Source organism: Sporosarcina sp. SAFN-010 (genome assembly GCF_059415065.1).
The window spans coordinates 31,275-56,813 of the sequence record NZ_JBPFDS010000002.1 but is presented as its reverse complement, the minus strand read 5'-3'; the positions used below and the strand labels follow the sequence as shown (position 1 = coordinate 56,813).

General features: G+C 39.8%; 22 protein-coding genes and 1 riboswitch. Of the genes, 13 read left to right on the top strand and 9 right to left on the bottom strand.

Annotation, left to right across the window (positions count from 1 at the left end; all coding sequences use genetic code 11):
- Positions 1–399 precede the first annotated feature (399 nt).
- The 4 genes from ACR65F_RS03230 to ACR65F_RS03215 all read right to left on the bottom strand — a co-directional run bounded on the left by ACR65F_RS03230 (position 400) and on the right by ACR65F_RS03215 (position 3,958).
- Positions 400–1,944 carry an S-layer homology domain-containing protein gene (locus ACR65F_RS03230; RefSeq protein ID WP_440503262.1) on the bottom strand — a complete coding sequence of 515 codons (1,545 nt, stop codon included), beginning with the start codon at positions 1,942–1,944 and terminating at the stop codon, positions 400–402.
- Positions 1,945–2,524: 580 nt separating this feature from the next.
- Positions 2,525–2,896: an EamA family transporter gene (locus tag ACR65F_RS03225; protein ID WP_440503261.1), complete on the bottom strand. Its 372-nt coding sequence runs from the start codon at positions 2,894–2,896 to the stop codon at positions 2,525–2,527.
- The gene (locus ACR65F_RS03220) at positions 2,893–3,252 is read right to left on the bottom strand and encodes a DUF2304 domain-containing protein (RefSeq protein ID WP_440503260.1); all 360 of its coding nucleotides are present in this window, start codon (positions 3,250–3,252) and stop codon (positions 2,893–2,895) included. The genes ACR65F_RS03225 and ACR65F_RS03220 overlap by 4 nt, the downstream gene beginning before the upstream one ends.
- A gap of 16 nt (positions 3,253–3,268) precedes the next feature.
- A complete protein-coding gene (locus tag ACR65F_RS03215; RefSeq protein ID WP_440503259.1) occupies positions 3,269–3,958 on the bottom strand; it encodes a glycosyltransferase family 2 protein in 690 nt (229 codons plus the stop codon).
- Positions 3,959–4,003: 45 nt separating this feature from the next.
- On the opposite strand from ACR65F_RS03215, the gene ACR65F_RS03210 reads away from it, so the two are divergent.
- Entirely contained in the window at positions 4,004–5,203 is a 1,200-nt protein-coding gene (locus ACR65F_RS03210; RefSeq protein WP_440503258.1) for a hypothetical protein, read from the top strand.
- Positions 5,204–5,296: 93 nt separating this feature from the next.
- On the opposite strand, the gene ACR65F_RS03205 is transcribed toward ACR65F_RS03210, so the two are convergent.
- Both ACR65F_RS03205 and ACR65F_RS03200 read right to left on the bottom strand, forming a co-directional pair.
- A complete protein-coding gene (locus ACR65F_RS03205; protein WP_440503257.1) occupies positions 5,297–6,379 on the bottom strand; it encodes an S-layer homology domain-containing protein in 1,083 nt (360 codons plus the stop codon).
- Between the two features lie 1,332 nt (positions 6,380–7,711).
- Complete coding sequence (locus ACR65F_RS03200; RefSeq protein ID WP_440503256.1) at positions 7,712–8,365, bottom strand: LuxR C-terminal-related transcriptional regulator; 654 nt, start codon at positions 8,363–8,365, stop codon at positions 7,712–7,714.
- Positions 8,366–8,418: 53 nt separating this feature from the next.
- Positions 8,419–8,501: riboswitch (cyclic di-GMP riboswitch) on the bottom strand.
- A 391-nt stretch (positions 8,502–8,892) separates the two neighbouring features.
- On the opposite strand from ACR65F_RS03200, the gene ACR65F_RS03195 reads away from it, so the two are divergent.
- The 7 genes from ACR65F_RS03195 (at position 8,893) to ACR65F_RS03165 (ending at position 12,982) form a co-directional block, all read left to right on the top strand.
- Entirely contained in the window at positions 8,893–9,123 is a 231-nt protein-coding gene (locus ACR65F_RS03195; protein WP_440503255.1) for a hypothetical protein, read from the top strand.
- Positions 9,113–9,709: a TasA family protein gene (locus ACR65F_RS03190; RefSeq protein WP_440503254.1), complete on the top strand. Its 597-nt coding sequence runs from the start codon at positions 9,113–9,115 to the stop codon at positions 9,707–9,709. The genes ACR65F_RS03195 and ACR65F_RS03190 overlap by 11 nt, the downstream gene beginning before the upstream one ends.
- A 164-nt stretch (positions 9,710–9,873) precedes the next feature.
- The gene (locus ACR65F_RS03185; RefSeq protein WP_440503253.1) at positions 9,874–10,503 is read left to right on the top strand and encodes a hypothetical protein; all 630 of its coding nucleotides are present in this window, start codon (positions 9,874–9,876) and stop codon (positions 10,501–10,503) included.
- A complete protein-coding gene (sipW, locus tag ACR65F_RS03180; RefSeq protein WP_440503252.1) occupies positions 10,469–11,062 on the top strand; it encodes a signal peptidase I SipW in 594 nt (197 codons plus the stop codon). Before ACR65F_RS03185 ends, sipW begins: the two co-directional genes overlap by 35 nt.
- Positions 11,063–11,095: 33 nt before the next feature.
- On the top strand, positions 11,096–11,755 hold the full coding sequence (locus tag ACR65F_RS03175; protein ID WP_440503251.1) for a TasA family protein: 660 nt from the start codon (positions 11,096–11,098) through the stop codon (positions 11,753–11,755).
- A gap of 182 nt (positions 11,756–11,937) precedes the next feature.
- The gene (gene srtD, locus ACR65F_RS03170; protein ID WP_440503250.1) at positions 11,938–12,537 is read left to right on the top strand and encodes a class D sortase, LPxTATN-specific; all 600 of its coding nucleotides are present in this window, start codon (positions 11,938–11,940) and stop codon (positions 12,535–12,537) included.
- A 271-nt stretch (positions 12,538–12,808) separates the two neighbouring features.
- Positions 12,809–12,982: a hypothetical protein gene (locus ACR65F_RS03165; protein ID WP_440503249.1), complete on the top strand. Its 174-nt coding sequence runs from the start codon at positions 12,809–12,811 to the stop codon at positions 12,980–12,982.
- Between the two features lie 507 nt (positions 12,983–13,489).
- On the opposite strand, the gene ACR65F_RS03160 is transcribed toward ACR65F_RS03165, so the two are convergent.
- Entirely contained in the window at positions 13,490–13,981 is a 492-nt protein-coding gene (locus ACR65F_RS03160; RefSeq protein ID WP_440503248.1) for a sigma-70 family RNA polymerase sigma factor, read from the bottom strand.
- 766 nt (positions 13,982–14,747) lie between these two features.
- Between ACR65F_RS03160 and ACR65F_RS03155 the strand changes: the two genes are divergently transcribed.
- On the top strand, positions 14,748–15,299 hold the full coding sequence (locus tag ACR65F_RS03155; RefSeq protein ID WP_440503247.1) for a competence protein ComK: 552 nt from the start codon (positions 14,748–14,750) through the stop codon (positions 15,297–15,299).
- Positions 15,300–15,719: 420 nt separating this feature from the next.
- Positions 15,720–16,025: a hypothetical protein gene (locus ACR65F_RS03150; RefSeq protein WP_440503246.1), complete on the top strand. Its 306-nt coding sequence runs from the start codon at positions 15,720–15,722 to the stop codon at positions 16,023–16,025.
- A 247-nt stretch (positions 16,026–16,272) separates the two neighbouring features.
- On the opposite strand, the gene ACR65F_RS03145 is transcribed toward ACR65F_RS03150, so the two are convergent.
- The gene (locus ACR65F_RS03145; RefSeq protein ID WP_440503245.1) at positions 16,273–17,538 is read right to left on the bottom strand and encodes a helix-turn-helix domain-containing protein; all 1,266 of its coding nucleotides are present in this window, start codon (positions 17,536–17,538) and stop codon (positions 16,273–16,275) included.
- A 530-nt stretch (positions 17,539–18,068) separates the two neighbouring features.
- Here ACR65F_RS03145 and ACR65F_RS03140 point away from each other — a divergent pair.
- The 3 genes from ACR65F_RS03140 (at position 18,069) to ACR65F_RS03130 (ending at position 23,896) form a co-directional block, all read left to right on the top strand.
- A complete protein-coding gene (locus ACR65F_RS03140; RefSeq protein WP_440503244.1) occupies positions 18,069–22,256 on the top strand; it encodes a S8 family serine peptidase in 4,188 nt (1,395 codons plus the stop codon).
- A gap of 296 nt (positions 22,257–22,552) precedes the next feature.
- Positions 22,553–23,308 (top strand): hypothetical protein, encoded by a 756-nt coding sequence (locus tag ACR65F_RS03135; RefSeq protein WP_440503243.1) that lies wholly within the window; start codon positions 22,553–22,555, stop codon positions 23,306–23,308.
- A 39-nt stretch (positions 23,309–23,347) separates the two neighbouring features.
- A complete protein-coding gene (locus ACR65F_RS03130) occupies positions 23,348–23,896 on the top strand; it encodes a signal peptidase I (RefSeq protein ID WP_440503242.1) in 549 nt (182 codons plus the stop codon).
- A 148-nt stretch (positions 23,897–24,044) separates the two neighbouring features.
- Here the strand turns inward: ACR65F_RS03130 and ACR65F_RS03125 are convergent, their stop codons facing one another.
- On the bottom strand, positions 24,045–25,469 hold the full coding sequence (locus ACR65F_RS03125) for a VWA domain-containing protein (RefSeq protein WP_440503241.1): 1,425 nt from the start codon (positions 25,467–25,469) through the stop codon (positions 24,045–24,047).
- Positions 25,470–25,539 lie beyond the last annotated feature (70 nt).

Below are 25,539 nucleotides of genomic sequence, written 5' to 3'. Positions count from 1 at the left end.
ATCAACAGCGCACGATTGTCGAATAAGTGAAGGTAAACTTTAACGAAAACGTGAATCTAAGTTCGCTGGGGAGAGAGACAGACAGGCTATTTACTCCATTGATAGGACAAATCGAATATTGTATAAAAAAGCATATTCCTGTTGGGGAGGAACGCTTATTGCTAGTATGTGGGACGATAGCGAAACTGTCTTGCTGTATAAATGAGAAAGTAAGTTTTTATGAAATCATGTAAGGTAATTAGGGAGTCGAAAATGTTTTCTTCCTCGATAGAGTACTGTAGATGAGAGATATATAATAGGATTGTTATTATGAATGACTATGCTACTGAAATAAATAGAAAAGCGGCACAGAGAAATTCTCTGTGCCGCTTTTAGTTTACATCTACTGGGTATTGCTACTTATTTTGAAAGAAGACTCGCACGATATAAGAAAATTGCAATTTCACCACGAGTAATAGATGAAGTTGTCCCAAATAGAGAAGGGGATTTGCCTTGAGTAATGTTATTCTTTACTAATGCATTCACTGCATTTTTATAGCTGGAAGAAACGTCTGCAAAGTTAGTAGTTGTCCCAGTTCCATCCAGTGAATAAGCACGTGTCAAAATGAGGGCAACTTCGCCTCGTGTTAAATAAGAATCTGCTCCAAATAACGTATCTGACTTTCCTTTCATAATTCCGCGCTTAGATAGCGCATTTACTGCACCGAATCCACGGCTAGGAACATCTTTATATACTGAAGAACTTGTCTCAAATCCTTCGATACCAAGCGCTTTAGCAAGCATTATTGCAGCATCAATACGTTTGATTTTGGTGGAGATTCCGAAAGTTGTGCTCGAAGTTCCTTGTGTAATTTTGTTCTTGACTAAGTAGTCTACTGCATCCTTATATGCAGGAGTTACGTCTATAAAGTTTTTATTTGCGGAGGGATCACTGATTAGAATTCGGTAGAGACCGTGATTTGAATACCAAGTACTTTTTGAGATTTTCACGAAATACGTTCCTTTAGCGAGCTCGATTTCGGTAGAGAATTTTTCAGGATTGTTTTCCGCACCGTCGTAAAGGCTTTTATTGAGAAGATTATCACCATTTTTGTTAAACACTTCGATATTGAAATACTTGAAATATGAATGAGCAGAAAGGTTAAGCTTCATAGCGTTAGGTACATCGAATTGATAGTAGTCGATTTGATCGTTCCAACTGATTAAACCTTGATTTGCTTCTCCTAAAAGTAGGTCCTGCGCGATTTCGGTTCCGTTGTTCGGTTCTACGTCATCGCTAGAAGCAGCTTGGAAGGAAGCTTGTAGTGTATAAACGCCAGTAAGATTTTGCCATGCGTATTTAGAGATTTTAAAGTAGTATGTTCCTGCTTCCAAATAGGTAGAATTAGAATATTTCTGAGGGGTGAATTCTTGACCGCTATAAAGCGTCTCATTAAAGATTGATTCTCCGTTTTTGTCGAGAAGAGTAATTGAACTAGATTTAAAGTAGCCATTGTAATCAAAGGATACTTTACCTGCTTCTTTTAACTCAATCTTAAAATAATCACTCGTTTCCGACCAACTGATTAAGCCTCGGACAGGCTGATTATCTAACGGTAGTAATTCGGCTAGCTCAGTACCGTCATTTGGTTCTATTTCATTATTCTTTGTGGCAGAAAACTCTGGAAGAATAGTGAACTTTTTGGATGAAACACCCTCTGGAAAGCTACGTGAAGTACTAAAATGAATTGTATAGCGACCCTTTTCTAAATGGGTAGAATACATTTCTGTATCTGGTGTATTTGGAGACCCAGAATACATGCTTCCATCCACAATACGGGTACCATCTTCATCTAGAATTTGATAGTCTGCGTATGGAAAATAAGAGCGAATAGTTGTCGATATCTTACCTGGTTCTTTTAGATCAAGGGTGTAAATAACTTTCGGGTTTTCTGGAGTAAGCATAATTGTGCTCGTCTGATCGAATGGAAGGATGCCTGCAGTTTGAGCAGATACTGAATTGCTACCTAGGAATAGCCCTGTTAGGGAGATGCCGAGGATGAGTAAATTAAATGTGAGTTTTTTGATGTTAAAACACTCCTTTGAGAAATGATAGTAAATCACAAAGAGTAGAAAGATTACTACTTCTTAGGACTCTTCGTTATATTAACTAAAATTCAGCTATTTCACAATAGTTATTTAGTATAAGGACCTATTTTTATTTTTAGATAAAATGGGTTTTTATAACTATTGTTAAATAAAAACTAGGGATATTAATAATTAAATAGTTCTATGTTCCACGTATATGTAAATCTAGATATAGAAGGGTGATACTACATAGGTTTATGAGAACCAAGCAGTATAAATTACATAATTATTTCAGGAACCTTTATGAAAATGAAATAAAGTGATAATACGGGGAACTTAAGGGCTTCATAGTCAATTGACACTGAATTAGTGAGGAGTTGAAGTAATATATGAAAAAGAAGTATCCTTTGAGTAAGTTATCAAGGGTACTTCTTTTGATTTTCTATTAAAAGGAATTCTACAAATGGGCTTCGGATATCCCGATAATGGAGACACCCAGCATTATGCATAATACACCCACAACTTTCCAAAGTGTGATGGGTTCACCGAATACAAAGTAAGCTCCTATCACAGTGAACAGATAGGCGAATGACTGAAGGGGGTACGCAACACTGAGCTGGACCTTTGATAAGATGAAGAGCCAAAGAACAGTTGCAAAGCCATACATCACGAGGCCGGAAAAGATATAAGGAGAAAATAAGAGCTTTAAAATTCCGAAGACAGATGAGAAGTCGGCTTCTTTTTTAGTCATGCCGATTTTCCATAGGAACTGTCCTATTACAAGAATCGTTGTGTTCAAAGCGATTAAGAGGATATGATTAATAGTCATTTTTCATTTCTCATTTCGGATTTTTCTGTACGTTGATCTAAAAAAGCGATTTCTTGAACCAACTGTTTGATGAGTTTTTCGTGTCTAGAGATGACGACTGTCTGGTATGTTAACAACACTAGAACGACTAGGAATGCAGACATGAATACGAGTGATGGCATGTAAGTAATTCCGATTTGTTTTGCGAATCTGTTCAACAATGGCAAACAAAATGAAGCGGCAATGCCAACGAGCGCAAACATGATCCATAAAAAGGCATATTTGTCATGGAGCTTGTTCTTTGAAGTGAGATAGACCACTTGCATAAAGAAGAGAAACGCTGCTAAGAATGTAATGAGTTGAATCGTTGCGGACATGAAATGTAACTCCTTCTTATAGAAATGATCGAATCACCGAAAAGAATGTCACTTTTACCATATAGTACAATCCTTTTACGTTTGTAATGCTGGAAGCGCCCCCTTGGCGGTCCTTCATTTCTGTTTTAATTTCTTTAATACGGAACTTTTTGCGGGAAAGTGTGACTAACACTTCGACTTCTGGATAGTCCACAGGGTAGTCCTTTGCAAATAAGGCAATGACAGGTTTGTTCACAATCCGGTAGCCGGATGTAGGATCGTATACCTCGATTTTCGCAATCCACTTGAGAAGGTAGTAAAAGTATAAGATCCCAGCTCTTCGTACAATAGAACCCTTGTAAGAAGTCTTCTCGAGAAATCGGGATCCGATGACCATATCGTAGTCACCTTCTTGAATGCTTTGTAGTAAATGCTCAATATCAGCAGGATTGTGCTGACCATCTGCATCAAGCTGCATGGCGTAGTCGTATCCCTGACGATGTGCATATTGATAACCCGTTTGCATGGCACCGCCGATTCCAAGATTTATAGGGAGCGAGATATAGGGTTTTTGATGTTCTTTCAAAATACTTAGCGTGCGGTCTGTTGAACCGTCATTGATTACTATATAATCATAAAGGGTGGAAGTCTCAATCGTTTCCACTGTATGTAAAATCGTTGCTTCTTCGTTATATGCGGGAATGATTATTAGAACAGGTGAAGTCATGGAGGAGCTCCTTACGTGAATTTGGCCGCTAGAGAGGTGTTTTGTATGAACTGGAAGTTGGTATTAATGTACAGTACGATTTTCGTTGCGTCACTTGCTGCGCTTTTTGCTTTCTTACTAAAGCTGCACATTCCATTAATGACAATCACGCCAGACGGGCAACTGTATTATAACATGGCGGAGAACTTGTTGGAAGGTAATGGTCTAATTAACCAAGTACGTGTAGAAGAGATCATTGTTCCGCCCTTTTTCGCAGTATTTTTAGCTGTTTTCGCATTTTTCTTTAAGACGGAAACCTCATTCTTTGTATTTCAATACATACTCTATGCATGTAACGCAGTGCTAGTTGCGATGATTACAAAAAACTTTTTCAAAAGTAACTGGTCAGCGTTACTCGTAGGATTGGCGTATGCAGTGCAAACGGTTCTAATACGCAATGGTCCACAGTTCTTACTGACGGAAACCATTTTCGTCACATTGGTTCTGATTTCGGTGATTTTGCTGAAAAAATGGATCGATACAGATGGGAAACCTAAACGAGCGGGGTATTTAATTGTTTTCATCAGTTTTACATTACTCTTCCGACCGCACCTCATGTTTATGTTTGTATTGCTGGGGATGCTAATTATGTATTTTGGATGGAAAGACAAAAAGAAATTCCTGATTGTTCTTTTTGGTGTAGTACCTCTCATTCTGCTCTTTTTGAATGGGACATACAACAAGCACCTGCACGGAGAATTTGTTTCATTGGAAAACTATAGCGGTCAAAATTTATATATCGCGAATAACCCTGAAACGAAAGTGGGTTTCTTTGCAACTACGATTCAGGAAGAGTTTGTAGAGCCTTATTTCTATACACTCAGTGAAAAGTCTCTACCTGAGCGCAGCGTTATTTTGAAACAACGTGCAGTGGATTATATGATAAGTCATCCAATTACAACATTGAAAAATGTCTTGGGGAAGATGGCGCTATTCTTTAAGCCGCTAGATAATCTGGATTTACTTTCTATGGTGATTAGCGCAATTGGCTTGCTAGCAGCGATTGTTTTTGATCAGAAACGTAGATTGCTTCATATATCCATGCTCATTTACATGATTGGCTTCACTTCGTTGACTGCACTCGGCTTATTGATAGGTGGACAACGGTATCGTGCGCCGTTAACTCCAGTCTATTTGATATACATTGGATATTTGCCAGTACTTATTCGTGATTTCCTACGGAGAGGGAACGTGAAAAGTCTGTAACCGATTCAGGTTACAGACTTTTTGGTATGTGAGTAGGGAATAAAAAAACGCCAGCAGTTGCTGACGTTTTCGTAGACATTATGGAAATCAAGCTTATTTAATGGATTTCAATTCGCTGATTACCGTACCAGAAGGATCGATAGTTTTTATATTTCCGATACCTTGAACGTAGTAAGTTTTATATCCTCGGGTATTGGAAACTTCGACCGCATTGTTAAATGTCTTGTAAGGAGTTTTAACGGTGGCCTGTATTTTGGTGATTTTGGATTCGTGATTCCCGGTCAGTTCCAATGGCCAAGATTTACCTACTGTAACCGGATATTTCATATCGATATACGAATGGGATTCAGGCTGCCCTGAAGAAAGAGAATCGCTATTTTCACTTTGTAAGTAATAGTTGATACTTCCGTCTGTTAAGTTATTAGCTTCCCAAACATATCCAAGGTTAGCACCAGAAGTAGTTTTCTCTACATACTTATAAGTGTGTACAATCTCTCCATCTGCCCCTGTGTAGGTATACTGTTTGGTCATGTTCGCAGCATAGCTTCCAGCCATAGCAGTTTTCTGTTTGTACACTGGACTCATACCGCGTGCTAAGAAAGCTGAAAATTGTTCGCGTGTGACTTTGCCGTAGGGTTTGAAGCTTCCATCTGCATAACCAGTTGTAATAGAAGCACCTGCTAAGTAGCGAATAGAGTCATACGCCTTCATTTGATAGTTAATATCGGTGAAGCTATAGTGAGCTTGATAATGTAGTTTGAATGCTTTTGCAATGATCAGCGCCATGTCACCGCGTGTAACCTCTTGGTTTGGGCGGAAGGTGCCATCCGAGTAACCACTAATGATTCCATCTTTTGTAGCAGATGCAATGTAACCGCTACCTGCGTAGCTTTTGGTAACGTCTTTGAACTTTGTTGTCCGCTGGGTGCTATCCAATTTAAGCATACGACCAATCATCATAGTGGCTTCGCCGCGAGTCAAATTTTCTTTTGGTTTGAACTGTCCGTTTGTAAATCCGCTAATTACTTTCTCACCAACTAAGTATTGAATTTCATCATGAAATTGATTGGACTTGGGGACATCTGTGAAGTCGGTTTTTGCAGCTGCATAAGCTGGAGTCGCAGTTAAACCAACTGCGAGTGTAAGTGATAAAACTGCGGTTACTAATCGTTTCATTACATCGCTCCTCTTTATTTTTTGTGAATTCAGTATACCATAATTTTATTGTATTTACTATTATATCCAGGTTAAATAGATCTTTAGGACTACTTTATTCTTCTTATAATCGAGTAGCATTGAGTCAGTTTTGAAGGTTACAAATAACCGCACTTTCCCTTTTTTATACCAGCACTGCAAATTTCAAATAATCAACGACTGCAGACATATGAACATCGCTTATGATAATTTTATCTATAAGTTTATCGAGCATCTCTCCATTAAGGAAACGATAGGTCTCAGGAGTAAAGTTTCCCTTAGTTTCACAAAAGTTAATTGGATTAGAAAGCATTTGGGTAAAGGTTCAACCTTTTTTGTCAAACAATCAATCATTCAGGTTAATGTATGTTTGAATGTAGCCGAATAGCAGCTACTTACATCCTATTGAATGATAGCTTGTTAATCCTTACTTTTTATCAGCTGTTTTCTAAGCTTTTTAAGCAACCGCACTTTCCGTTTTTTTTACTCTCACAACTGAAATTCCAAAATGCTAGGCACATATTGACTGTGATATACAATCAGATTATAAGAGAAACATTAACTCGCGCTCTTCTAATGATAATGATGATAGTAAGTCTTCTAAACCTTCATCTTCTATTTTTCATGAACAAGAATGCCACGCTTCAAAAACAGATTCGAAATTTTCATTATTAAGATGAACTACAAGCGATTTTAAATGAATTCGAATACGTGGAAACAGCCATTAAATGCACGAATTCTGTGCTCATTTCCTATCTCGTACCAAACGCAGCAAATTAAGGTACTCAGCTAATTTAGGTGCCAGTGTTGGCTTATTTCTCGTCTATTATTTGTCTCTTTCAAAGCATTTGAAACAGCTTGATTATGCAATCATTAAGCGTGTTTCTTAAATAATTGTGGGTAAATTGAGCCGCGCTGCACTTCGTAAACTAAAGAAGTCAAAAACGCTTCTTTCCATTGACTAAACGATAGTTATGGTAGGAAAAACATACTTACCTCGGGCGCCTTTTCATGAAGAACGTGCAAGAATTAAATTGCACGAGAGCTTTACCAATGAAACGTCTAAAGAAAATCTGTCATGTTGGAGCTGTATAATTATGTTTAATCAACACGCGTGATGTATAAGGATATTGTTCCTATGGACTGCTAGATACTGCTGCATATGAAATTTTGAAAGTGGTGTTAAAGAAGGAAATGATGAGCTTTCAGGGAGTTGAATCATTACTAAAAGAGCAATGTGACAAAATATACAAACCAGACGGGCCCCCTTGCCATGGCAAGGGGGCCCGTCTGAGTATCTGAGTTTTGGGATGATCATACCAGCACTTCATGCTTATATTGCACCAATCCTGTTACATTCGCATAGAGCGCTGCTTGTGTCCGATCACCAAGATCCAATTTTGATAAGACCTGGCTTACATGCTTTTTCACTGTGTTTTCGGTGATGTATAGGTTCTCGGCTATTTGTTTATTCGAAAATCCCTGACCGAGTTTTTGTAAGATCTCTTTTTCCTTCGAGGTAAGAAGATTTACATGGCTGTTATCCATATGTGGGCTGTTCTGTGACTGTATCAATTGATCTATTATGTCCGGGTCATAATATTTTCTTCCTCTTTGAATCATTTGAAGTGCATATATGAGTTCTTCGGGGTGTGCTTCCAGTGATATATAACCTTCTACATCCATGACTGTTGCGTATTGGAAAGACATCGGGTCCTTTGAATAGATCAGGATGACGAATTTGCAGGTAGCCCCTCGCTTTCTCGCTTCGGTTATCACTTCTAATCCCCATTCTTCTCCTAAGTGGAATGCAACAATCACCAAATCCGGATTTTCTCTTTGAATCAGAGAAAGTGCTTCTTGCTTGTTTCTGGCTTCTCCGGACACCTCCATCATATCCTGCAGTGATAAAAACGAGATCAGCCCTTTGCGAATGAGTGTTTGATCATCCACTAATACTATTTTCATCAATATATAGCCTCCTCACTCACTAAAGAGTGTGTCTCATATAATACGTACAAATGATATGAGGCCGGTTGCACCACTGACTCCATACATCCAAGGTGCCCAGATAGAGGATGTAGTTCATAGTCTCCAATTTAGTAATTACATACTAATAGTATACATGATGATTTCTGAAAAGACTGTCGATTTTTAAGGGAGATAAAGAACCTTTTTTGTAAGATTATTTCTTGTTTAGTCGTTTTGTCTCTTTTAGATGCTACAAACCAACCAATAAAAATATTCTACCATCAGAAATGTAAAAGTGAATGGCACTAAATAATACCATTGGAATTATCCTTAAGTGGTGTGTGAACATTTTAAATATTACACCTTAGAGGGACGAGAATTAATTTCCCTGTGTTTATACTAAAGCTAGTTCCAATATCATAGCGGTTGGTTGCAGAATAAGGGGGGCTTTCATAAATAAGAATCATTAATTAAAGTACATCATTGAAGGTACATCGCTATGAGCGAAACTGAAGGTGTGAGGAATGATCAAGTTGTTTGCAGCGGCTAAGAAAGAACTAATCTTACAAGACATTTCCAGAAACAAGAAACATCTTGATAGGAAGAGTTTCGGAGCCTACACAAAAAGAAGAAGTAATGACATCGAAAATGGTCAAGACTTCGAAACGATACTTAAAAAAAGTATTGTCCAAGTTAGTAAACGTAATGACAAATTTAAAAACAAATCTGAGGGGGAACAAAAAAATGGGTATTAAAGCGAAATTAGGTATGGGTGTTGCAACTGGAGTGTTGGCTATTAGTATGATTGGTGGAGGAACATATGCTTATTTTAACGATGTAGAAACATCTACTAACACATTTGCTGCAGGGACATTGGATTTAACACTCAATCCTGTGGAAATTATCAAGGTTGATAATATTAAACCTGGTGATTGGATGAATCGTACATTTAAGTTAGAAAATACGGGGAGTCTGGATATTTCTAAAATTTTTCTAACGACTGACTACACTGAATCAGTTGCAGGTTTTGGCGATCATATTGTGGTGGATTTTCTTAAAAATGAAGATAAAGGTAGCATTCTTGGGGAAAGCAATGTCATTGTAAGTAAGACATTGAACGAATTGAAGAGTATGTCAGCGGATGCCGTTAAAAATGAATCCCCGAAGTTTTTTGGATGGCAGGGCGGTGAGAAAAGCGGTATCAAAGCTGGTACAACGGACAATATGTATGTGAAATTCAGATTTAATGATAATGGCGCAGACCAAAATGCATACCAAAAAGCATCCTTAGAATTAAAGTGGAAATTTGATGCACAACAGACAGCAGGCACTTCAAAATAAATTCTTTCTATATCAAGGGAGGAGAGCATTTCTCCTCCCTTCTTTCACTTCAATTGATCATCCATGCTCTCCCTTATGTATATTTCTCAACATATAATAGTGCCTTGTGTTTTGAGGAATATATATAATGACCGTTTACCTATTACTATTATAAAGGAGTGATAGTGCTGAGAAACAACCGAAAACGTACTGCCCGGGAAACGTATAAAGGTCTTTTTCTGCTTTTAAAGATAACAGCCATTTTCTATTTATCTATTTTCAGCATTAGTTACATGTCGTCTGAAACGTCTGCATATTTAGGCGACCAATCGAAAGTTTCACAGGTGATTACTGCAGGTACATGGGAGGAAGAGTCGGAAGAGAGTGAATGTGATGAGGAAAATGAAAATGACGAAATGCCAAGTGAAGGAGCCGACGATGATTGTAAGGGCAGTGAGGATAAATCTGAAGTGGAAAAGGATGAGGTACATGAAGACGAAAAAGTAACCGATCCGGAAAATATGGAGTCAAGTGAATTAGAAGACAAAGTGGATTCAGGTGCTGATGAAGAAAAGGATTCGCAGACACCTAACAGTGAGGATCAAATAAAGCCAGACGGAACGGGAAATTCAGTAAACAAATCAGAAGAAAAGAGTCCAGATGATAAGAATTCCACAGAAAATAAAGCATCAGAAGAAAAACCAGTTGAGAAAAAGGATGAAGAAACGAGTGATACAGTAGAACAAAAATTAAATACAAAGAATTCGGAGGGGAATACAAATGAAAAAACTGAAAGTAATGAAATGGATAAATAGTCTCATCACAGGCATATTGATAATACTATTAATTAGCATAGCCTCGCTGGTGGGTGTCACGAAGATATCTGGAGGTGAACCCCAGCTTTTGGGTAACCAAATTAAGACAGTTTTGTCGGGTTCAATGGAGCCTGGAATTAAAACTGGATCAATTATTACTGTAAAACAAGCAACAGATAAGACCAAATATAAGGAAGGCGATGTCATCACGTTTCAGGAAGAAAATGGAATTTTAATTACACACCGAATTACAGAGGTAATCAAAAGTGGAGATTCTGTACTTTACCGCACAAAAGGCGACAACAACAATGCAGAAGACATGAATCCGGTTCTATCTGAAAATGTCGTAGCAGAGTACACAGGTATTACAGTTCCTTACGCTGGGTACCTCATTAACTTTTCCCAATCAAAGAACGGTGCATTTTTTCTGCTAATACCTGGATTTCTATTGCTTATCTACTCGGGGTTTGTGGTATGGAGAGCGCTGTCTGAAATAGAAGTGTCCCCTAAAAAACAAGCAGAATTACTGGGGGAAGATGGCGGGAAAAGTTCTTCCTGAGTAGGTTGTTGAGAAATAAAAGGAGGAATCTCCATGAAAAGGCTGCGCTCAGTTTTTCAGTTCTTTTTATTAATTGGCGGATTGTATTTTCTTCCTGTAGTGAGTGTATTTGCAGATAGTGAAAATGACACAGACAAGAAAGAGTTAGATATTAGTCTTTCACCAAAAGATACGTTATTTGATATCAGTAATATGAAGCCTGGTGACTGGGCACCCCGTACCCTTACAGTCAAAAATTCCGGGAGTAAAGATTTTAACTACTATATGCACTTACAAAACAATGGAGAAAAAAAGTTATACAATGAGCTGCTGCTGGAAATAAAATCAGATGACAAGGAATTGTATCAGGGAAAATTGGCTGCATTTAAATCTCTGCCTGCAAGAAAACTCACAAATCGCAGCGACGAGAACCTGGACATCACTATTCGTTTTCCAGAGCATCTTGGAAATGAATTTCAAGGCCTTGATGCAGTATTTGATTTCATTTTTTCAGTAGAAAGAAAAAATAGCACTGCAATCCAAGCCGTAACAAAAGGACAGATTGAAAGTGGCGGTGTAGCTTCAGCTGGGCTCAAACTACCTGCTACCTCGACAAACTTATTTAATCTGATGTTAGTCGGTTCTGTGCTTGTATTAGGTGGAATTGTGTTGATGATCATCAGGCATTACAAACGGACAAAAATTGCTCAATAGATACCGAGATGATGAATTGATTGAAGAGAAACATATGGCAAGCTGCCCGAGCATGGCATAACATGCCTTGGCAGCTTTTCAGTTTTTGTGCAATCAGCAGTGAAAAGGACATGCATAAGGATAACTGTTATTGGTTATTGGTTATTGTTGTTGGGCACTTGGTTTACAGGAGGAGTAGCATTTTGCTGAAAAAAGTGGCATTGAGTTTGTTGGTGGTTGGACTGATGTTCATTGGATACGCTAGTGTGCAGTTAAAGTCAGCGCATCAGTCCGAAAAAACTGCATTGGCCGAGGTAAAGAAGAGTATGGAAAAAATCGCACTTTATCAAGAAAAGGAGGGGATGGGAAAACCAGGAATAGAAACATCCCAAGGCGAGTTGTCTTTTCATCAGGGGCAAACAATCGGTATCTTGCAAATCCCTAGTATCCATAAAGAGCTCCCGATAGTTGAAGGGACAGATGAGGATGCGTTAAAGCAAGGCGTTGGTCACTATACAGGCACCGTCTATCCCGGACAAAAAGATCAAGTTCTATTATCTGGACATAGGGACACCGTGTTTACCGGATTGGACAAATTAAAAAATGGCGATACAATCGTTGTGAAAATGCAGCATGGCACCTTTACATATGCCATTGTAGATACGAAAATCGTAGATGAAAATGATACAACAGTCATCCGTTCTACAGCTCCAGAAGAAATGCTTACCTTATCCACATGCTATCCGTTTAGGTATATTGGAAATGCTTCAAAACGTTATATTGTTTTTGCGAAATTGATGTAATAATAGTGATATATGCCTGTTGCTTATTACATCAAAATAAATAGAAAAAATGGAAAAAGTGTACCTGTGCACCGTGGAATTCATACACCAATCTGACAATTTAATGAGTGTATGAATGTATAAGTCCTCTAATCGAGCAATCGGTTAGAGGGCTTTTTTTACTTTCACAACCGTATTGATGGGAATTACAAGTAGATATGATAATCCTGAATACACGAAGCGTCTTCATCCATTCAACCGGGCGAGGACGTTTTTTAATTTAGGAGAAACCATGAAAGAAACTAACCACTATCCGAATACTCAACACGCATCAGAAACATCACTCACACAATCTACACAATCCAAGTCACATTCATCCAAGCGAGTCGACATTGTATCCTTGCGAATGGTGAAGGAAACAAGCTGTGCACCGTACACCTCAGATGCTATTCTGACAATTCGGTAAATGTGTGAAAGAGAAAGTACTCAAGGTCGAACGATCGATTGGAGGGCTATTTCTGTGTGTCTTTTATAAGTTTCGGTAAGAGGTCATTGTCACGACCAATCTTATTTTTGAAAGTGCGCGCATTACAAAATTCAGAACCCCTCGCCGCCGAAAGCTGAAAAGTGTCCTACGGAAATTATTTGCTACTAGGAATATTTTTAAAGGTGCGTGTCACGCAGGTGTTTTCCATGACTTCAATAGTCAGACATTTCAAAAGATATAGATGCAATGAGCTGAGGAAATGTGTATTTCTTCATAAGGGCTGAAACTTGCATAGCGAGATAGTAAGTGTGTCATGTGAGCACCCCCTTTTATCCCTTTATAAAGAGTTAGGTGACGCGGTTCGAATCTTTGTGCTTGTAGGGATGGAGAGCAGTTAAAGTAGCGAGATTTCATTGTCTATTCTGAATATGTAAAACAGCGGTCTCTACTTGTATAAGAGACCGCTGTTTGTTTTCTCTTCTAGTTTCAAAACGTATTCCTGTCAGTTAGTCTGTGTCTCAATTTCAACAGAAGTCGTTCTTTCCGTTTTTTCACACCTGGCACGGATATCCCGAAATGAGTGGCGCATGCTGCTTGCGAAAAACGATCCACGAATAATAGGACGATCAGTTCACGTTCTTGAAAGGTGAGTTCAGATAGAAGATCCTCCAATCCCCCAAAATCCTTCTCAATTCGCGGATCAGTTCCTACATATTCCAAGAGATCATCTTCTGCTGGCATATGCATGTCACTGAAACGGGTTTCGCGCTTGAGCTCATCGAGCATAGCCCCGTAAATGGAGCGGTAGGCATATGGCGCAAAGTCTCCTTTCGTTTCATCAAACCGTTGCCACGCATGCCATAGGGCAACTCGACCAGCTTGGCGGAAGTGTTCAAAATCTCGGTAGATGTGCAATTTTCTAATAACTGCAGATAACATAGGTGTGTATTGTTCGAGTACTTCTTCAAATGTGTTCAATTCAAACAGCCTTTAAGGCCGTGCACGACGCGTTTTATTCCCTGGGTGACTTCATCATAGAGGGGACGGAAGAAGAAAACGAATCATGGTTTTTAAAGTTTTGACTAGGTAAATCTAGAAGAAGTGTACGGGGGACTTCGAGTTTCTCCTAGGAGTCTTTGAAGAAAAGTAGTTTTGATATAGAGAATAAATGAATCCATGGAATCCTTGGATTTTTGTAGTACCTTTCCTGCGTAATACAGTTATTTTAATGCGTAAACAACGATTTGTGTACAGATTAGGTACTCTTTAGGTTTCGTTCGACCAGAATAGACAATAATACTACAAATACTCCTATATATTGCAAATTATCTATTGCTATTTACTCAAATTATAATATAATAAAATTAATTAAGTAAATTCTGTTAATTGTCGTTAGAATGTATCGATTATTTGCTGTGGGAAACCTAAATAGACTATGAGTTTGCACAGTCAACACGCTGAGTATAGCTTTTATAGAAAAGTATGGGACAACACCAACAGCTAGTATTTTTAAAAAACCGGAATTCTCTTAATCATATGTCCGAAGCATAAGAGAAGTGGTATCGAAGAGGTGCTCATTTAAGGAGGTGAGGAGCAGGTGGGAATGGGGCACAAAAAAGCCTTAAGTGATAATAGTCCGACTAGACCCAATCACTTAAGGCAGTGCAGCTGGGTGTACCAGCTTATATGCTAGTATACCCTTTTTTAACGAAAAATAAAGTGAAATCCAAAAAAAGGGGATAGGATGTTGAAAACTAAACACAAGTACATCATTACAACTGAAACATGCTTAATTTTTCCATACTTTAATGAGTATGGTCGCTTGCTCTCGATGATTTCGGAAGGCGATCAAATTTTGATTGTCAATGAAAGGCCTACGGAGATCGTCGATTTTAATTTGCGTCGTGCGGGTTCTAGCTTGAAAGGAGCAATAGAAGGTGCGAATGAAATTTTGGGCAGCCGCACCTACTCTCCGGTTGCGATTAGCAAGAAACATGGTATCTACATGACACCTACTTGTTCTACAAAAGACCCGGAGTGTACTTGGGTAGCGATTGAACATGTGAGAGAATATGTGGAAAATGATGACGGGCAAGTATCAGTTACCTTGAATAACGGCAGTCGAGTGGATTTGCCCATCAGTTATAATATATTTGAGAATCGATATTTACGTACATGCAAGTTGCAATATCGAATTGAAATGAATACAGAACATGCCATGAAGGTACGCGAGAAGTACACGCATTCCTATGTTATTAAGAAAAATGGAAGAGGATTAAACTATTCAGAGGAGTAAGCTAGGAGAAAGTTGTGTAAAGATGTCATGAAAAGTGTAAGCGTGTGACACTCGAATTCTTGAGTGTGACGCGCTTTGATATTACTTAAAATTACATGCTGTATTCATTGGCGTACATCCAAGGTTAAGACATTAAAGTATTTAGATAAACAGAATTTTAAATATGAACCTGGAATGTGTAGATGCGTACATCATTCTGAACCCTGCCCATGAGTTCGCACAATTTGTTGAGTAAGATGTTGATACCGTTCAGAAACTGGAAGATTGCGAATTTGCTTTCCTCTCGTACGTCTCTGAATGGGATCCTAAGAAAGTGGAAATGACACTTTTCGATGAAACCGAGTTATTGGTAGAGAGACCGTTTCACCATGAAAAGATGGAAGAGGATATTCGGGAGTACTATCAAAGTATGATAGATAATTGGAATCGAATCGTGGAGTATACGTATCCATTTCCTCTTCTAACCTATCCAGAGGATTTACCAAGTCTATTGGAAAAAAATATATATTAGATGAAGAAGGGACGGTAAGTTCTTCCCTTAAAAAGTATTTAGAACAAAACCCGTATCATTTAGGGGAGTATGACACAGAAGGTGGCTGGTATTATGCCCGTCCTGATGGTCAATCGTTCTATTTCGATCGTGAAGACGATAACATTCAAGCGGTTGGATTGTCTGGTGGGAATTATAAAGAAACCACTTCTGAGTTGAAAGAGATGTTGGGATAACCACTTCATGATTCTAAAAATGATTCAGTATCTGAAGAAGATGAATGGTTAGTAGGCACAAATTATGATATTGACGATATTCTCTCTTATGAATTTGGTGACTATCAAGTCCAGGTGATGTATCGAGCTGAGAATGTAGGGTCGATTTTATTGAGAAAGAAGGTAGAGCAATCTTGATAACTATAAAAACGAGGTCAGCAATTCACAAAGCTGCCCTCGTTTTTTGTATAACATTTTAAAATCTCTATCACTTCACCAACTCAACACCCTCATCCTGCTTCACATAATCCTCATTGATAAACCGCTCCGCCACTTCCAACGCCTTACCGGGATTTCCTTTATCCGTATAATAGTTGAACAAATCTCGATCATAAGTTTGCGCTGTTAATGTATATCCGTGTGATTTCAAATAAGGAAGAACACTGTCGAATAAATACGTATGGTACTCATCCTTCTGTTGAAAAGCCGAATACTTATGAAGGGTAAAGATGAGGCGATACAAGGTTTCATTGCACAAATCTGCAATGCTCAAACCTTCTTCAATCAGTCCGATAAGTTCTTCTTGAGATAAGAATTTTCCTATAAGTGCGCTACGCGTATAACCTTCCAAGGATAATAAGTAGAGCGGAGAATCATTGTCTTTCAAAGCCATGGAATCTTTATAGAGCTGTCCAGCAGTCTCGTAATTCTGTCTTCTAAAATGTTCGTAGGCAAAGTTATGTAGTACCTTTGCTTTTTTCTCTAAGGAATTACAAAGGTCACATAGTTTTATCAAGTTTTCATATTGTTCAATCGTATCGTTGAAATTCCGATACTGATCGGACTCGACTTGTATGAGCATCAAGTTTTCTGTGTCAATGATACGGAGGAATTGGTTGGTCTTTTTAAAGTGGTTTAAAGCTTTTTCTGCATAGTGGTACGCTAGGACTGGCGAATGCACATTTTGATAAGCCACTGCCAAATCGTAGTAGATAGAAGGATTGGAATAAAATTTGAAATCTACTGTATTGAAAATATCAATGGATTTTGTATATTCATCTACCGAAATATAGTACAGAGCGAGTACGTGTTTGAATAAGTTCGCCTCGTAAACAGACAACGCTTCTACAGTTCGTTGAATCTCATCAATCCGTTTTTTTGCTTTTTTCGTACAGCCTTGCGTGAGATAGTAATTTGCAACAAGTAGCTTGTAATAGGTCGCGTGTTCTGAGAGTTCAAGAAGTTTGTATTCTTTCATCTCATTGTGAAGAATCGTGGCGGCTTGTCGGTTTTGAGAAATCATGAACTCATGCCAAATATCGAGTTTACTTTTCAAGTTCTCCAAACTAGTTAGCTCTTGTTTCATATCAATTTTGAGTCGTTGTGACAAGAGCATTGTTATTTCGGGAGAGTATTCCGTTAAACCACGTTCAATTTTACTAATATGCGTAACTGAACAAATTCCCCTACCTAACTCTTCTTGAGTGATCTTCGCTTTCTGACGGTAAAATTTAATGATTTTGCCTTCATACATCACTAATCCCTCCATTCGTAACATTTTATTTGCTTAAATTGAATATAAACCAAAAGACTTGTTTTTCTGAAAATAAACACAGTTCATAGAAATACATGAGTCTCTCTCCGAATAATTGGGGGAATTCGAAGTTATGGACGTTAATAAGTTTAGTCGGGGTCGATTTTCTCTTAATCTAATGGGGGGAATGCAAATTCACAATAAGCTGTTTCATATGTTGGACTATTCGGAGTTGAATGTAATTATACACAATATTTTAAGAGATGTAATTACCTTTAGCTATTAAACTATAACAAATGAAACCTTATTCCTTACTATTTTCCTTCAGTAAGGACCTTTTGTAATGCCTTCATATAGGAAAGGTAGTTCAATATACATTTTAAAATAATCTGAATACTGAAATTACCCCAATACTAGTTTGTTTAAAAGTAATGTAGCGTTAACGTTACGGATGCGAGATGGGGGGACAATCGCCTAGTCTGCATCGAGAATTCGAAGGTGAAACTACTAAAATTACGGGGGTGTACGTAATGGGAAAACGTAAAAAGGGGAACCAAGTCCAGTCGAAAGTGGCAAAAGTGATGCTGGCTGCCATGCTATTACCGGCAGCAGCATTCCAACCGACACAAACAGTAGGTGCTGCGACAAACGTCAATGATGTTAAAGAAATGCTAAGCAAACTGACCGATGAGCAACGACGATCGCTCAATGAAATCCGAACGGAGACGGGCTTTACAATTCAACCGGGCATTAATACTACGGGTGAGCAACCAGTGAATGTGATTGTAGAATTCAAGCAAGAACCAGCTAAAGTGCAACAAGCTAATAATCCAAATCAGCTTACACTGTACGAAGCTGAAGACAAGGTCGAAGCGTCCCATAGGAAATTTAAAGAAGCCATTCAAGGACAATCGAAGCTAAATTTATCAGTTGATGTGGAAATCACACATGAATACCGCGATGCATTTAATGGAGTGTCTATAACGTTACCTGGAAATCAAGTGGAAGACTTAGCACGTATCGGGGAAGTAAAACGTGTTTGGAAAGATGATGTCGTACAACTGGATTTACCAGATCCGAAAGAATATCCAATGGAACCTAAAATGATTGACAGTGTTCCCCAAATCGGTGTTGACAAGCTACACGATGAAAAAATAGAGGGACAAGGTATCAAAGTAGGCGTCCTTGACACAGGGATTGACTACAATCACCCGGACTTGCAGGGAGCATATAAAGGATATACAGCGAAAGACGGTGTAGATCCGAGTTCGGTAAATCCGGACACTGTAAAAGGATGGGATTTCATAGACAATGATGCGGATCCTATGGAAGAAACGTATGAAACTTGGAAGAAGTCGGGCAAACCCGAGAGAGATAATTATGGAAATGTCTATTACACGTCCCATGGAACTCATGTTTCGGGAACAGTCGCAGGTAAACAAGAAAATGACGTAGATAGTGCTGTCAAAGGCGTCGCTCCTGAAGTTGACTTGTATAACTATCGCGTGCTTGGACCGTACGGGAGTGGGTCAACTAGTGGGATTCTTGCAGGGGTGGACAAGTCAGTAAAAGATGAGATGGATGTCATTAACCTATCTCTTGGTGCGAACGTTAATAGTGCACTTTCACCACTATCTGTTGCGGTGAACAATGCGATGTTATCAGGGGTAGTTGCGACAGTAGCTGCAGGAAACGCTGGTGATGGTGCGATGACAATCGGTTCGCCTGGAACGAGTGCGCTCGCAATTACAGTTGGCGCAAGCGACGTATCACAAACCATTCCAACTTATACAGCGGGTGCGAATGACGATGCATTTACGGATGTTCAACTACTTGCTAAAAACTTCTCAGACAAAATTGAGGAGCTACAGAATCAGGAATTTCCTGTCGTGTTTGCAGGGCTGGGAAACGCTACTGATTTTGAGGGCAAGGAACTAGCTGGAAAGATTGCATTGATCGAACGCGGAGTCATTGCGTTTGATGATAAAATCAAAAACGCTAAAAAGGCAGGAGCGGCGGCTGTCATTGTTTATAACAATGAAGAGGGGCAAATTCCTCATTACGTCGGTGAAAGTACAGGCTATATTCCATCCTTCCGTTTATCGAAAAAGGATGGGGAACAACTGAAGGCGATGGCTGAAGCAGGCGAAGCGACATTCAAGTTCGGGGAACTTCGCAATACGAAATCTGAAGGTGACCACTTAGCCGATTTCAGTTCACGGGGACCAGTTGCGCAATCGTACGACATTAAACCAGATGTCGTTGCACCGGGTGTTGCCATCTATTCAACGTATCCATCTTACATGAACGATCCGGAAGGCAATAGTTACGATTCAGCGTATGCCCGAATTCAAGGGACATCGATGGCGGCACCACACGTTGCAGGAGCTGCAGCACTTATTTTGCAAGAAAATCCTGACTACACACCATTTGACGTGAAAGCAGCATTGATGAATACATCTGTAGACTTAAAAGAAGAGTACTCCGTGTATGAAATGGGTGCTGGGCGCATTAATGCATATGGCGCAGTTCACGCAGATACTTCCGTAAAGGTGTTAGACCAAACGGAAACGGTTCAGGACGGCGAAGTGGTTACGATTAATAACGAAACAGCGTCGTTGTCATTCCGCTCTCATTATCTAACGGAAGACGGCAAAGCAATCGAAGTATCACGACCTGTTGTCATTCAAAATAGCAGCAAAGAAAGCAAGAAGTTTGCAGTGGACGTTGAATTCTTGGGTGCAAAAGACGGTAGACAAGATGCTGAGAAAAACGGTGTGACTTTCGCAGCGGATCAGACGGTTACAGTTGCAGCAAACGGTGAAAAGACAGTAAACCCAGTACTTCAAGTACCTAAAACGGCTGCGGAAGGAACTTATGAAGGGTACGTTCGCTTTGTGAATGAAGATAACCTGAGTGAAAGTTACCAAGTACCGTTTGCGATTCGAGTGACTAGCAAAGGGATTGACTTCGTAGAACTGGAAAGACCTGTCATTACGAATACATGGGAAGAATTCCATACGTTCTTGATTCCGTTTACGCCAGTTACATTTAGCTTCAAGAGTCCTATGGAAACTGTCGACATTGTCATTGCAGATGGCGAATCCGGCGAGCCGATTGGGTATGTAGGATCGCTTTACGGAGCTTCGGATATCTTGCCAGGTAGTGAACTCTACATCACACAAGGGTTCACAGGTGTTGTCAATGAATTTACTGGAAATCCAAAGTACCCAATCTCAGAAGAGAATACCTATTTACCAGAAGGCGATTATAAGTTCTTGATGATCGCAAAAGACAAAGAAGGCAAAACGTATGTAGACGAAAGCGTTGCGGTTGTTGATAATACAGCACCTGAAATGAAGTTTAACGATTTAAAGCCAGGAATTATCGAAGTGGACGACTCTATGTATACAGATGAAGATGGTCACCACGCAGTATGGGTCCATACGAATGTGTATGATGAGTCGATTGACTACCTACAGTCAAAAGGCTTGAACTACGATCAGTCCGCTAATATGAGCGTCTACTATGAGAATTCAGCGTTCCCAAGTGGATTGTTTCCAATCGAAGGAAATGGGGACATGAAATTCGGAGTTCTCCCTGAGGACATTGCTACAAAGGCATTGAAGCTTAGATTGCAGACAGTTGAAATGGGAACTTCTGCGAGATACGACGACTATGTATTTGTGAAAAAAGGGACAGAGTACGCAACGCATTCTTATGACAAATCCAAAGTGAAAAAAGGCGATGAAATTACAGCAACATTGACATTGAAAAATGTGAAAGATATGCAAAGCGGCAAATTCGATATTTCATTCATGAACGGGTTTTTCAAGTTGAAAGATGTCGAGCCAAACGAAGCATTTGAAGAGTATGCAGATGAAAATGATCTAGATATCGAAATCTCTAAACCAATATTCAAGGAAGAGTTCAGAGATACAACAGCTACAATTAGTGCTTCTCTAGAAGGGGAGAATGTGAAAGGTTTAAGCGGTAATCAGCCGTTCATAGATGTCACATTTGAAGTCATTAGCGATGATTACTACGGAGGTAAATCTGCATTTGGCTTTATGAATACTTCGTACACAGCTGTAGGAAGTAATACGCCAACTAAAATCGAAGCCTTGCGACATGACCTGTTTGACATTGTCCCTTCTACTTCTAAATTAGAAGGCTATATTTCACCAGAAGGTTTATTGGAAGAAACAGGTGAAATTTTCTATGACGTCGATTTAAGTAAAATCGGTGCGGAAATTTACGTCAAAGCCCCAGATGGTGAAAAGTATAAAGGAGCAATTGAGTCTTCAGGCGCATTCTTCATCGAAGACATCCCAGCACTAAAAGGAGATTACAAAGTCGTAGTAGAAGTTCCAGGTCATTTGAATTCAGTAAGCACAGTAGATCTCTCGAAAAACGTCGATGGCGATTGGAGAGGCATGTGGTCCCGTTCGTATCCACCATCCAATTACGCTGGGGATGTTAATAACGACGGCGTCATTGACATCATGGACGTCATGCGAATTGTCGGTCTATACGGCAAGAAAGACAAAGCGGCGGACATCAACATCGATGGCATAGTAGACGAACTTGACATCCGCCTAGTCGAGAAGAACTTCTTAAGAGTTGCAAAAGATTCAAAGAAAAAGCCAGTGGAGAAGTTAGGCAACAAAGGCATCAATGACCTTTTGAAGTCGATTGGACTGGAGCCTGCTGAGTGATTTTAAGGTTTGTTTTAGTGTAATGTCCACACAATCTATTAGAATAACCGTTGATTGAAGCCGAAGGTGGCGACTCCGGAGGGATCAGCGAAGGTTGAAGACCCCGCAGGAAGCGTTAGCGACCGGGACAACCTAAGGTCGCGACGTCCTGTCGCAACGGTTGCATGACCAACGTCCTGTTGGCCCGAGGCTGAAATCGAGCCCCTCGGAACGCGTCCGCCTGAAGCGTAAATCAACGCCGTCCAATCTGAATTTATTCGAACAAAACTAACTATAAGAATATGGGGGAATGCGAAATGGTTAAAACTCAAGGGATGAAGAAGTCCAAGAACGTCTTACTAGGAACGGCACTTGCGGGAGCTTTGATTGTATCCACTGGATTTGGAACGTATTCTTGGTTCACTTCAGAGTCAAATGCGCAAGCGGAAATGAAAAACGGAATTCTGCAGATCAACGGTGGAGGTAATATCGATACACCAATCTTCGCAGCTGAGCAATTTGCGCCCTCCCAACTTCACTATGGAGAGTGGCTATCGATTTCAAACACGGGCGATATGGATGCGCATATAAAAGCGACGTATACACACTCTGTTGATAAAGCATCTCTAGAAGGATATGAAGTAGGATTTATTGCGATGAAATATACTGTTAAACCCGGTCAAGATGCTTACGAAGATTCGAAAATCAAACTAGACAACCTATTTAACGGTACGACAAATGAAGTCTTGTCTTCTGAAAATGAAGGCAAAAATGGCATTGAAATGATGGGCACCCTTTTATCTGCAAAGCAGATTGAATCTGGTGAAATCTTAGTAGGTGACGGGGAAAACGAACAGTTCTGGGAGTTGGATGAAGGCCAGTATATCGACATCATGATGGGCATCAAACTGGATGAAAGTGCGGGGAACGAATACCAAGGAGCCTCTTACAAAGCTGGTCTGAATGTAATCGCGAAGCAAACGGATACTGATTCAACATATGAGAATGAAGCTAAGAAAGAAAAAGAAAGTGAAGTTGTAAATAAGGAAGGAAACAAAGAAGAAAGTAAATAATAACTTGTCCTAAATAAAATAGGGAGATGGGGTGAGTCTTTGAAGAATGGCATTAAGAAAATCAGTACGCTAGTGTTTCGTCTATTCATCATTGCCGTAATTGGTCTGGTTTTGATGACTGCATACCAAAAGTTCAACAACAAAGGAGAGCCCACTTCCTTTTTCGGCTATCAACCGTTAACCGTACTATCCAATAGTATGAATCCCATCTTCGAGACGGGGGATATGCTATTTGTCAAAAAAGTGGATGCGTCGAATGTTAAAGTAGATGACATTATTACTTTCAAAGAAAGTGGCGGTAATTTAATTACCCATAGAGTCGTCGAAGTCATCAACAATTCCGGTGAAATCAGTTTTGCGACCAAAGGGGATAATAACAATATGATGGATGAAGAATTGGTCCAAGCAGGAAATCTGCTCGGAAAGCAGTCATTCTTTATTCCGAATGCTGGGTATTTGGTGAAGGCGATCCAAAGTCCGTTGGGAATGTTGTTGGTTGTAATTCTACCGACGATAGGTTATTTTGCGATAGGAATTTTTAGTCGTAAAAGAGATGATGTAGATGGAGTTCCTATGGAAGGGAACTGAATTTGCTCAGTTAATTAATTTGTAAATGAGAAATCCCTCATACCCGAGAAATCGGTGATGAGGGATTTTTAAGTTTGAAGTTAGAGTGGATGGATTGCTTGCTTGATTATGGAATCACATTTACAACTCAGCGGCGTGATACAGTTCCTCATTTCCCCTGCTCGTTCTTCAAGTTTTCCATTCGTTCCTTATAATCATCCACCAACGTAGTGATGCGATCGACTTCGTTCTGGATCAATGAACGTTTTTCCTCTTCCTTTGCATCCATCATGTCACGGTATTTTGTTCGAGTGTTTTCAATTATATCAAGCAATTCCTGAGCAGTTTGTTCGTCAATCAACTCTTCCTCTTCAAGAAGGGTTGTTGCTCCGGCAAAGCGATCACTTTCCGTGTTGATGGCGAAAGTGATTTTGTCGCTTGAGCGTCGTACCGTTTCGTAAGCCATGGCTTCTGGCCATCCGACCGGTTTTTGATAGACGAGCGTAGCGAGGTCTAGGTCGGAAGGGAGCCAGACTTTTGCGATGTTGGAAGTCATTTCTTCCAATGAATTTGCGGCCATATACGTCCCGTTTCCTGCTTCAGCTACCTTTTTCAATTGGTCTTCTGCAGTTTGATCCACTTGGAATCCAATGACATTGACATGACGGTCATTTGCGAGTTCAGCGAAGCTTTTGGCTTCTGCAATTGGATCCCCATCACACGTTTCGGCTCCGTCACTGACGATATATAGAGTGATGTCGGAATCCTCCCCTTCATGATCAAGCCGAGCTTGTTTGATGGCTCCAGCTAGTGGCGTCCAACCGCTCGCTTTAACTTGATCGACCGCTTCGTCGAATTTTTTCTCGTCATAGCTTGCTAGCGGGTAGATTTCGTCAATTGTGCCACACGATAACGCCTTGTCTGATTTGTTTTGAGTTCCCGCGTGTCCATATACATAAAGGGATAGGTCGCTTTCCTTTCCTATCATGGAGGCGAATCCTTTCACTGCACTTTTTGCGGTATCCATTTTCAGTTTCCCGTCGGCTTGGAGAAGCATGCTAGAGCTTGCGTCCAATAGGATGATGCCATTAGTAGGAACAGGTTTTTGTTCCTCATCTCCTTGAATTTCTCGAGGTTCCGGTAAAATTGGTTCCTTGAACGAAGGCGAGAAGTCGATGAGTGGTTGAACGAGTTCTCCATACTGTGCACCACCGAGTAAGTGGATGAGTGCACCATGCAATTCTTCAGGATCTTTAGTGGATTCCGTTATGGATTTCATCTCTGATAAAAAGTGTTCCTTGATTTCGGAAGGGACCTCCCGTTTGCTCCACATGGAGGTTTCCTGTTCAATCGTAAAATCCTTTGTTAACGTTCCGGGTGAGAGCTGCGCCAGTTCTTCAGGGGTAGTTGCCTGCGACCCCTTGGTGAAAGCTTCAGTTTCCTTTTTCTCATCTTCCACTTCTTTTTCTCCGGTTTTCTTGTCGTCTTCATGTACGACGGCCGTCACTTTTTCATCACTAGGTTCTGCATCTTTTGAACATCCTGCCAACACGATGCAAGCAGAGAGTATAATCATAGCGAACTTCGTCTTCATACATAAACAGCCCCCTTGTGAAAGGTTTACTATGTATACGGAAATTCTCAATGATAGTTTCATCAAAATA

Bases quoted from the DNA above. Each gene is read 5' to 3' on its own strand.
- ACR65F_RS03230 (WP_440503262.1), bottom strand. From the start codon at position 1,944: ATGCTTACTCCAGAAAACCCGAAAGTTATTTACACCCTTGATCTAAAA.
- ACR65F_RS03225 (WP_440503261.1), bottom strand. From the start codon at position 2,896: ATGACTATTAATCATATCCTCTTAATCGCTTTGAACACAACGATTCTT.
- ACR65F_RS03220 (WP_440503260.1), bottom strand. From the start codon at position 3,252: ATGTCCGCAACGATTCAACTCATTACATTCTTAGCAGCGTTTCTCTTC.
- ACR65F_RS03215 (WP_440503259.1), bottom strand. From the start codon at position 3,958: ATGACTTCACCTGTTCTAATAATCATTCCCGCATATAACGAAGAAGCA.
- ACR65F_RS03210 (WP_440503258.1), top strand. From the start codon at position 4,004: ATGAACTGGAAGTTGGTATTAATGTACAGTACGATTTTCGTTGCGTCA.
- ACR65F_RS03205 (WP_440503257.1), bottom strand. From the start codon at position 6,379: ATGAAACGATTAGTAACCGCAGTTTTATCACTTACACTCGCAGTTGGT.
- ACR65F_RS03200 (WP_440503256.1), bottom strand. From the start codon at position 8,365: ATGAAAATAGTATTAGTGGATGATCAAACACTCATTCGCAAAGGGCTG.
- ACR65F_RS03195 (WP_440503255.1), top strand. From the start codon at position 8,893: ATGATCAAGTTGTTTGCAGCGGCTAAGAAAGAACTAATCTTACAAGAC.
- ACR65F_RS03190 (WP_440503254.1), top strand. From the start codon at position 9,113: ATGGGTATTAAAGCGAAATTAGGTATGGGTGTTGCAACTGGAGTGTTG.
- sipW (WP_440503252.1), top strand. From the start codon at position 10,469: ATGAAAAAACTGAAAGTAATGAAATGGATAAATAGTCTCATCACAGGC.
- ACR65F_RS03175 (WP_440503251.1), top strand. From the start codon at position 11,096: ATGAAAAGGCTGCGCTCAGTTTTTCAGTTCTTTTTATTAATTGGCGGA.
- ACR65F_RS03165 (WP_440503249.1), top strand. From the start codon at position 12,809: ATGAAAGAAACTAACCACTATCCGAATACTCAACACGCATCAGAAACA.
- ACR65F_RS03155 (WP_440503247.1), top strand. From the start codon at position 14,748: ATGTTGAAAACTAAACACAAGTACATCATTACAACTGAAACATGCTTA.
- ACR65F_RS03145 (WP_440503245.1), bottom strand. From the start codon at position 17,538: ATGTATGAAGGCAAAATCATTAAATTTTACCGTCAGAAAGCGAAGATC.
- ACR65F_RS03140 (WP_440503244.1), top strand. From the start codon at position 18,069: ATGGGAAAACGTAAAAAGGGGAACCAAGTCCAGTCGAAAGTGGCAAAA.
- ACR65F_RS03135 (WP_440503243.1), top strand. From the start codon at position 22,553: ATGGTTAAAACTCAAGGGATGAAGAAGTCCAAGAACGTCTTACTAGGA.
- ACR65F_RS03125 (WP_440503241.1), bottom strand. From the start codon at position 25,469: ATGAAGACGAAGTTCGCTATGATTATACTCTCTGCTTGCATCGTGTTG.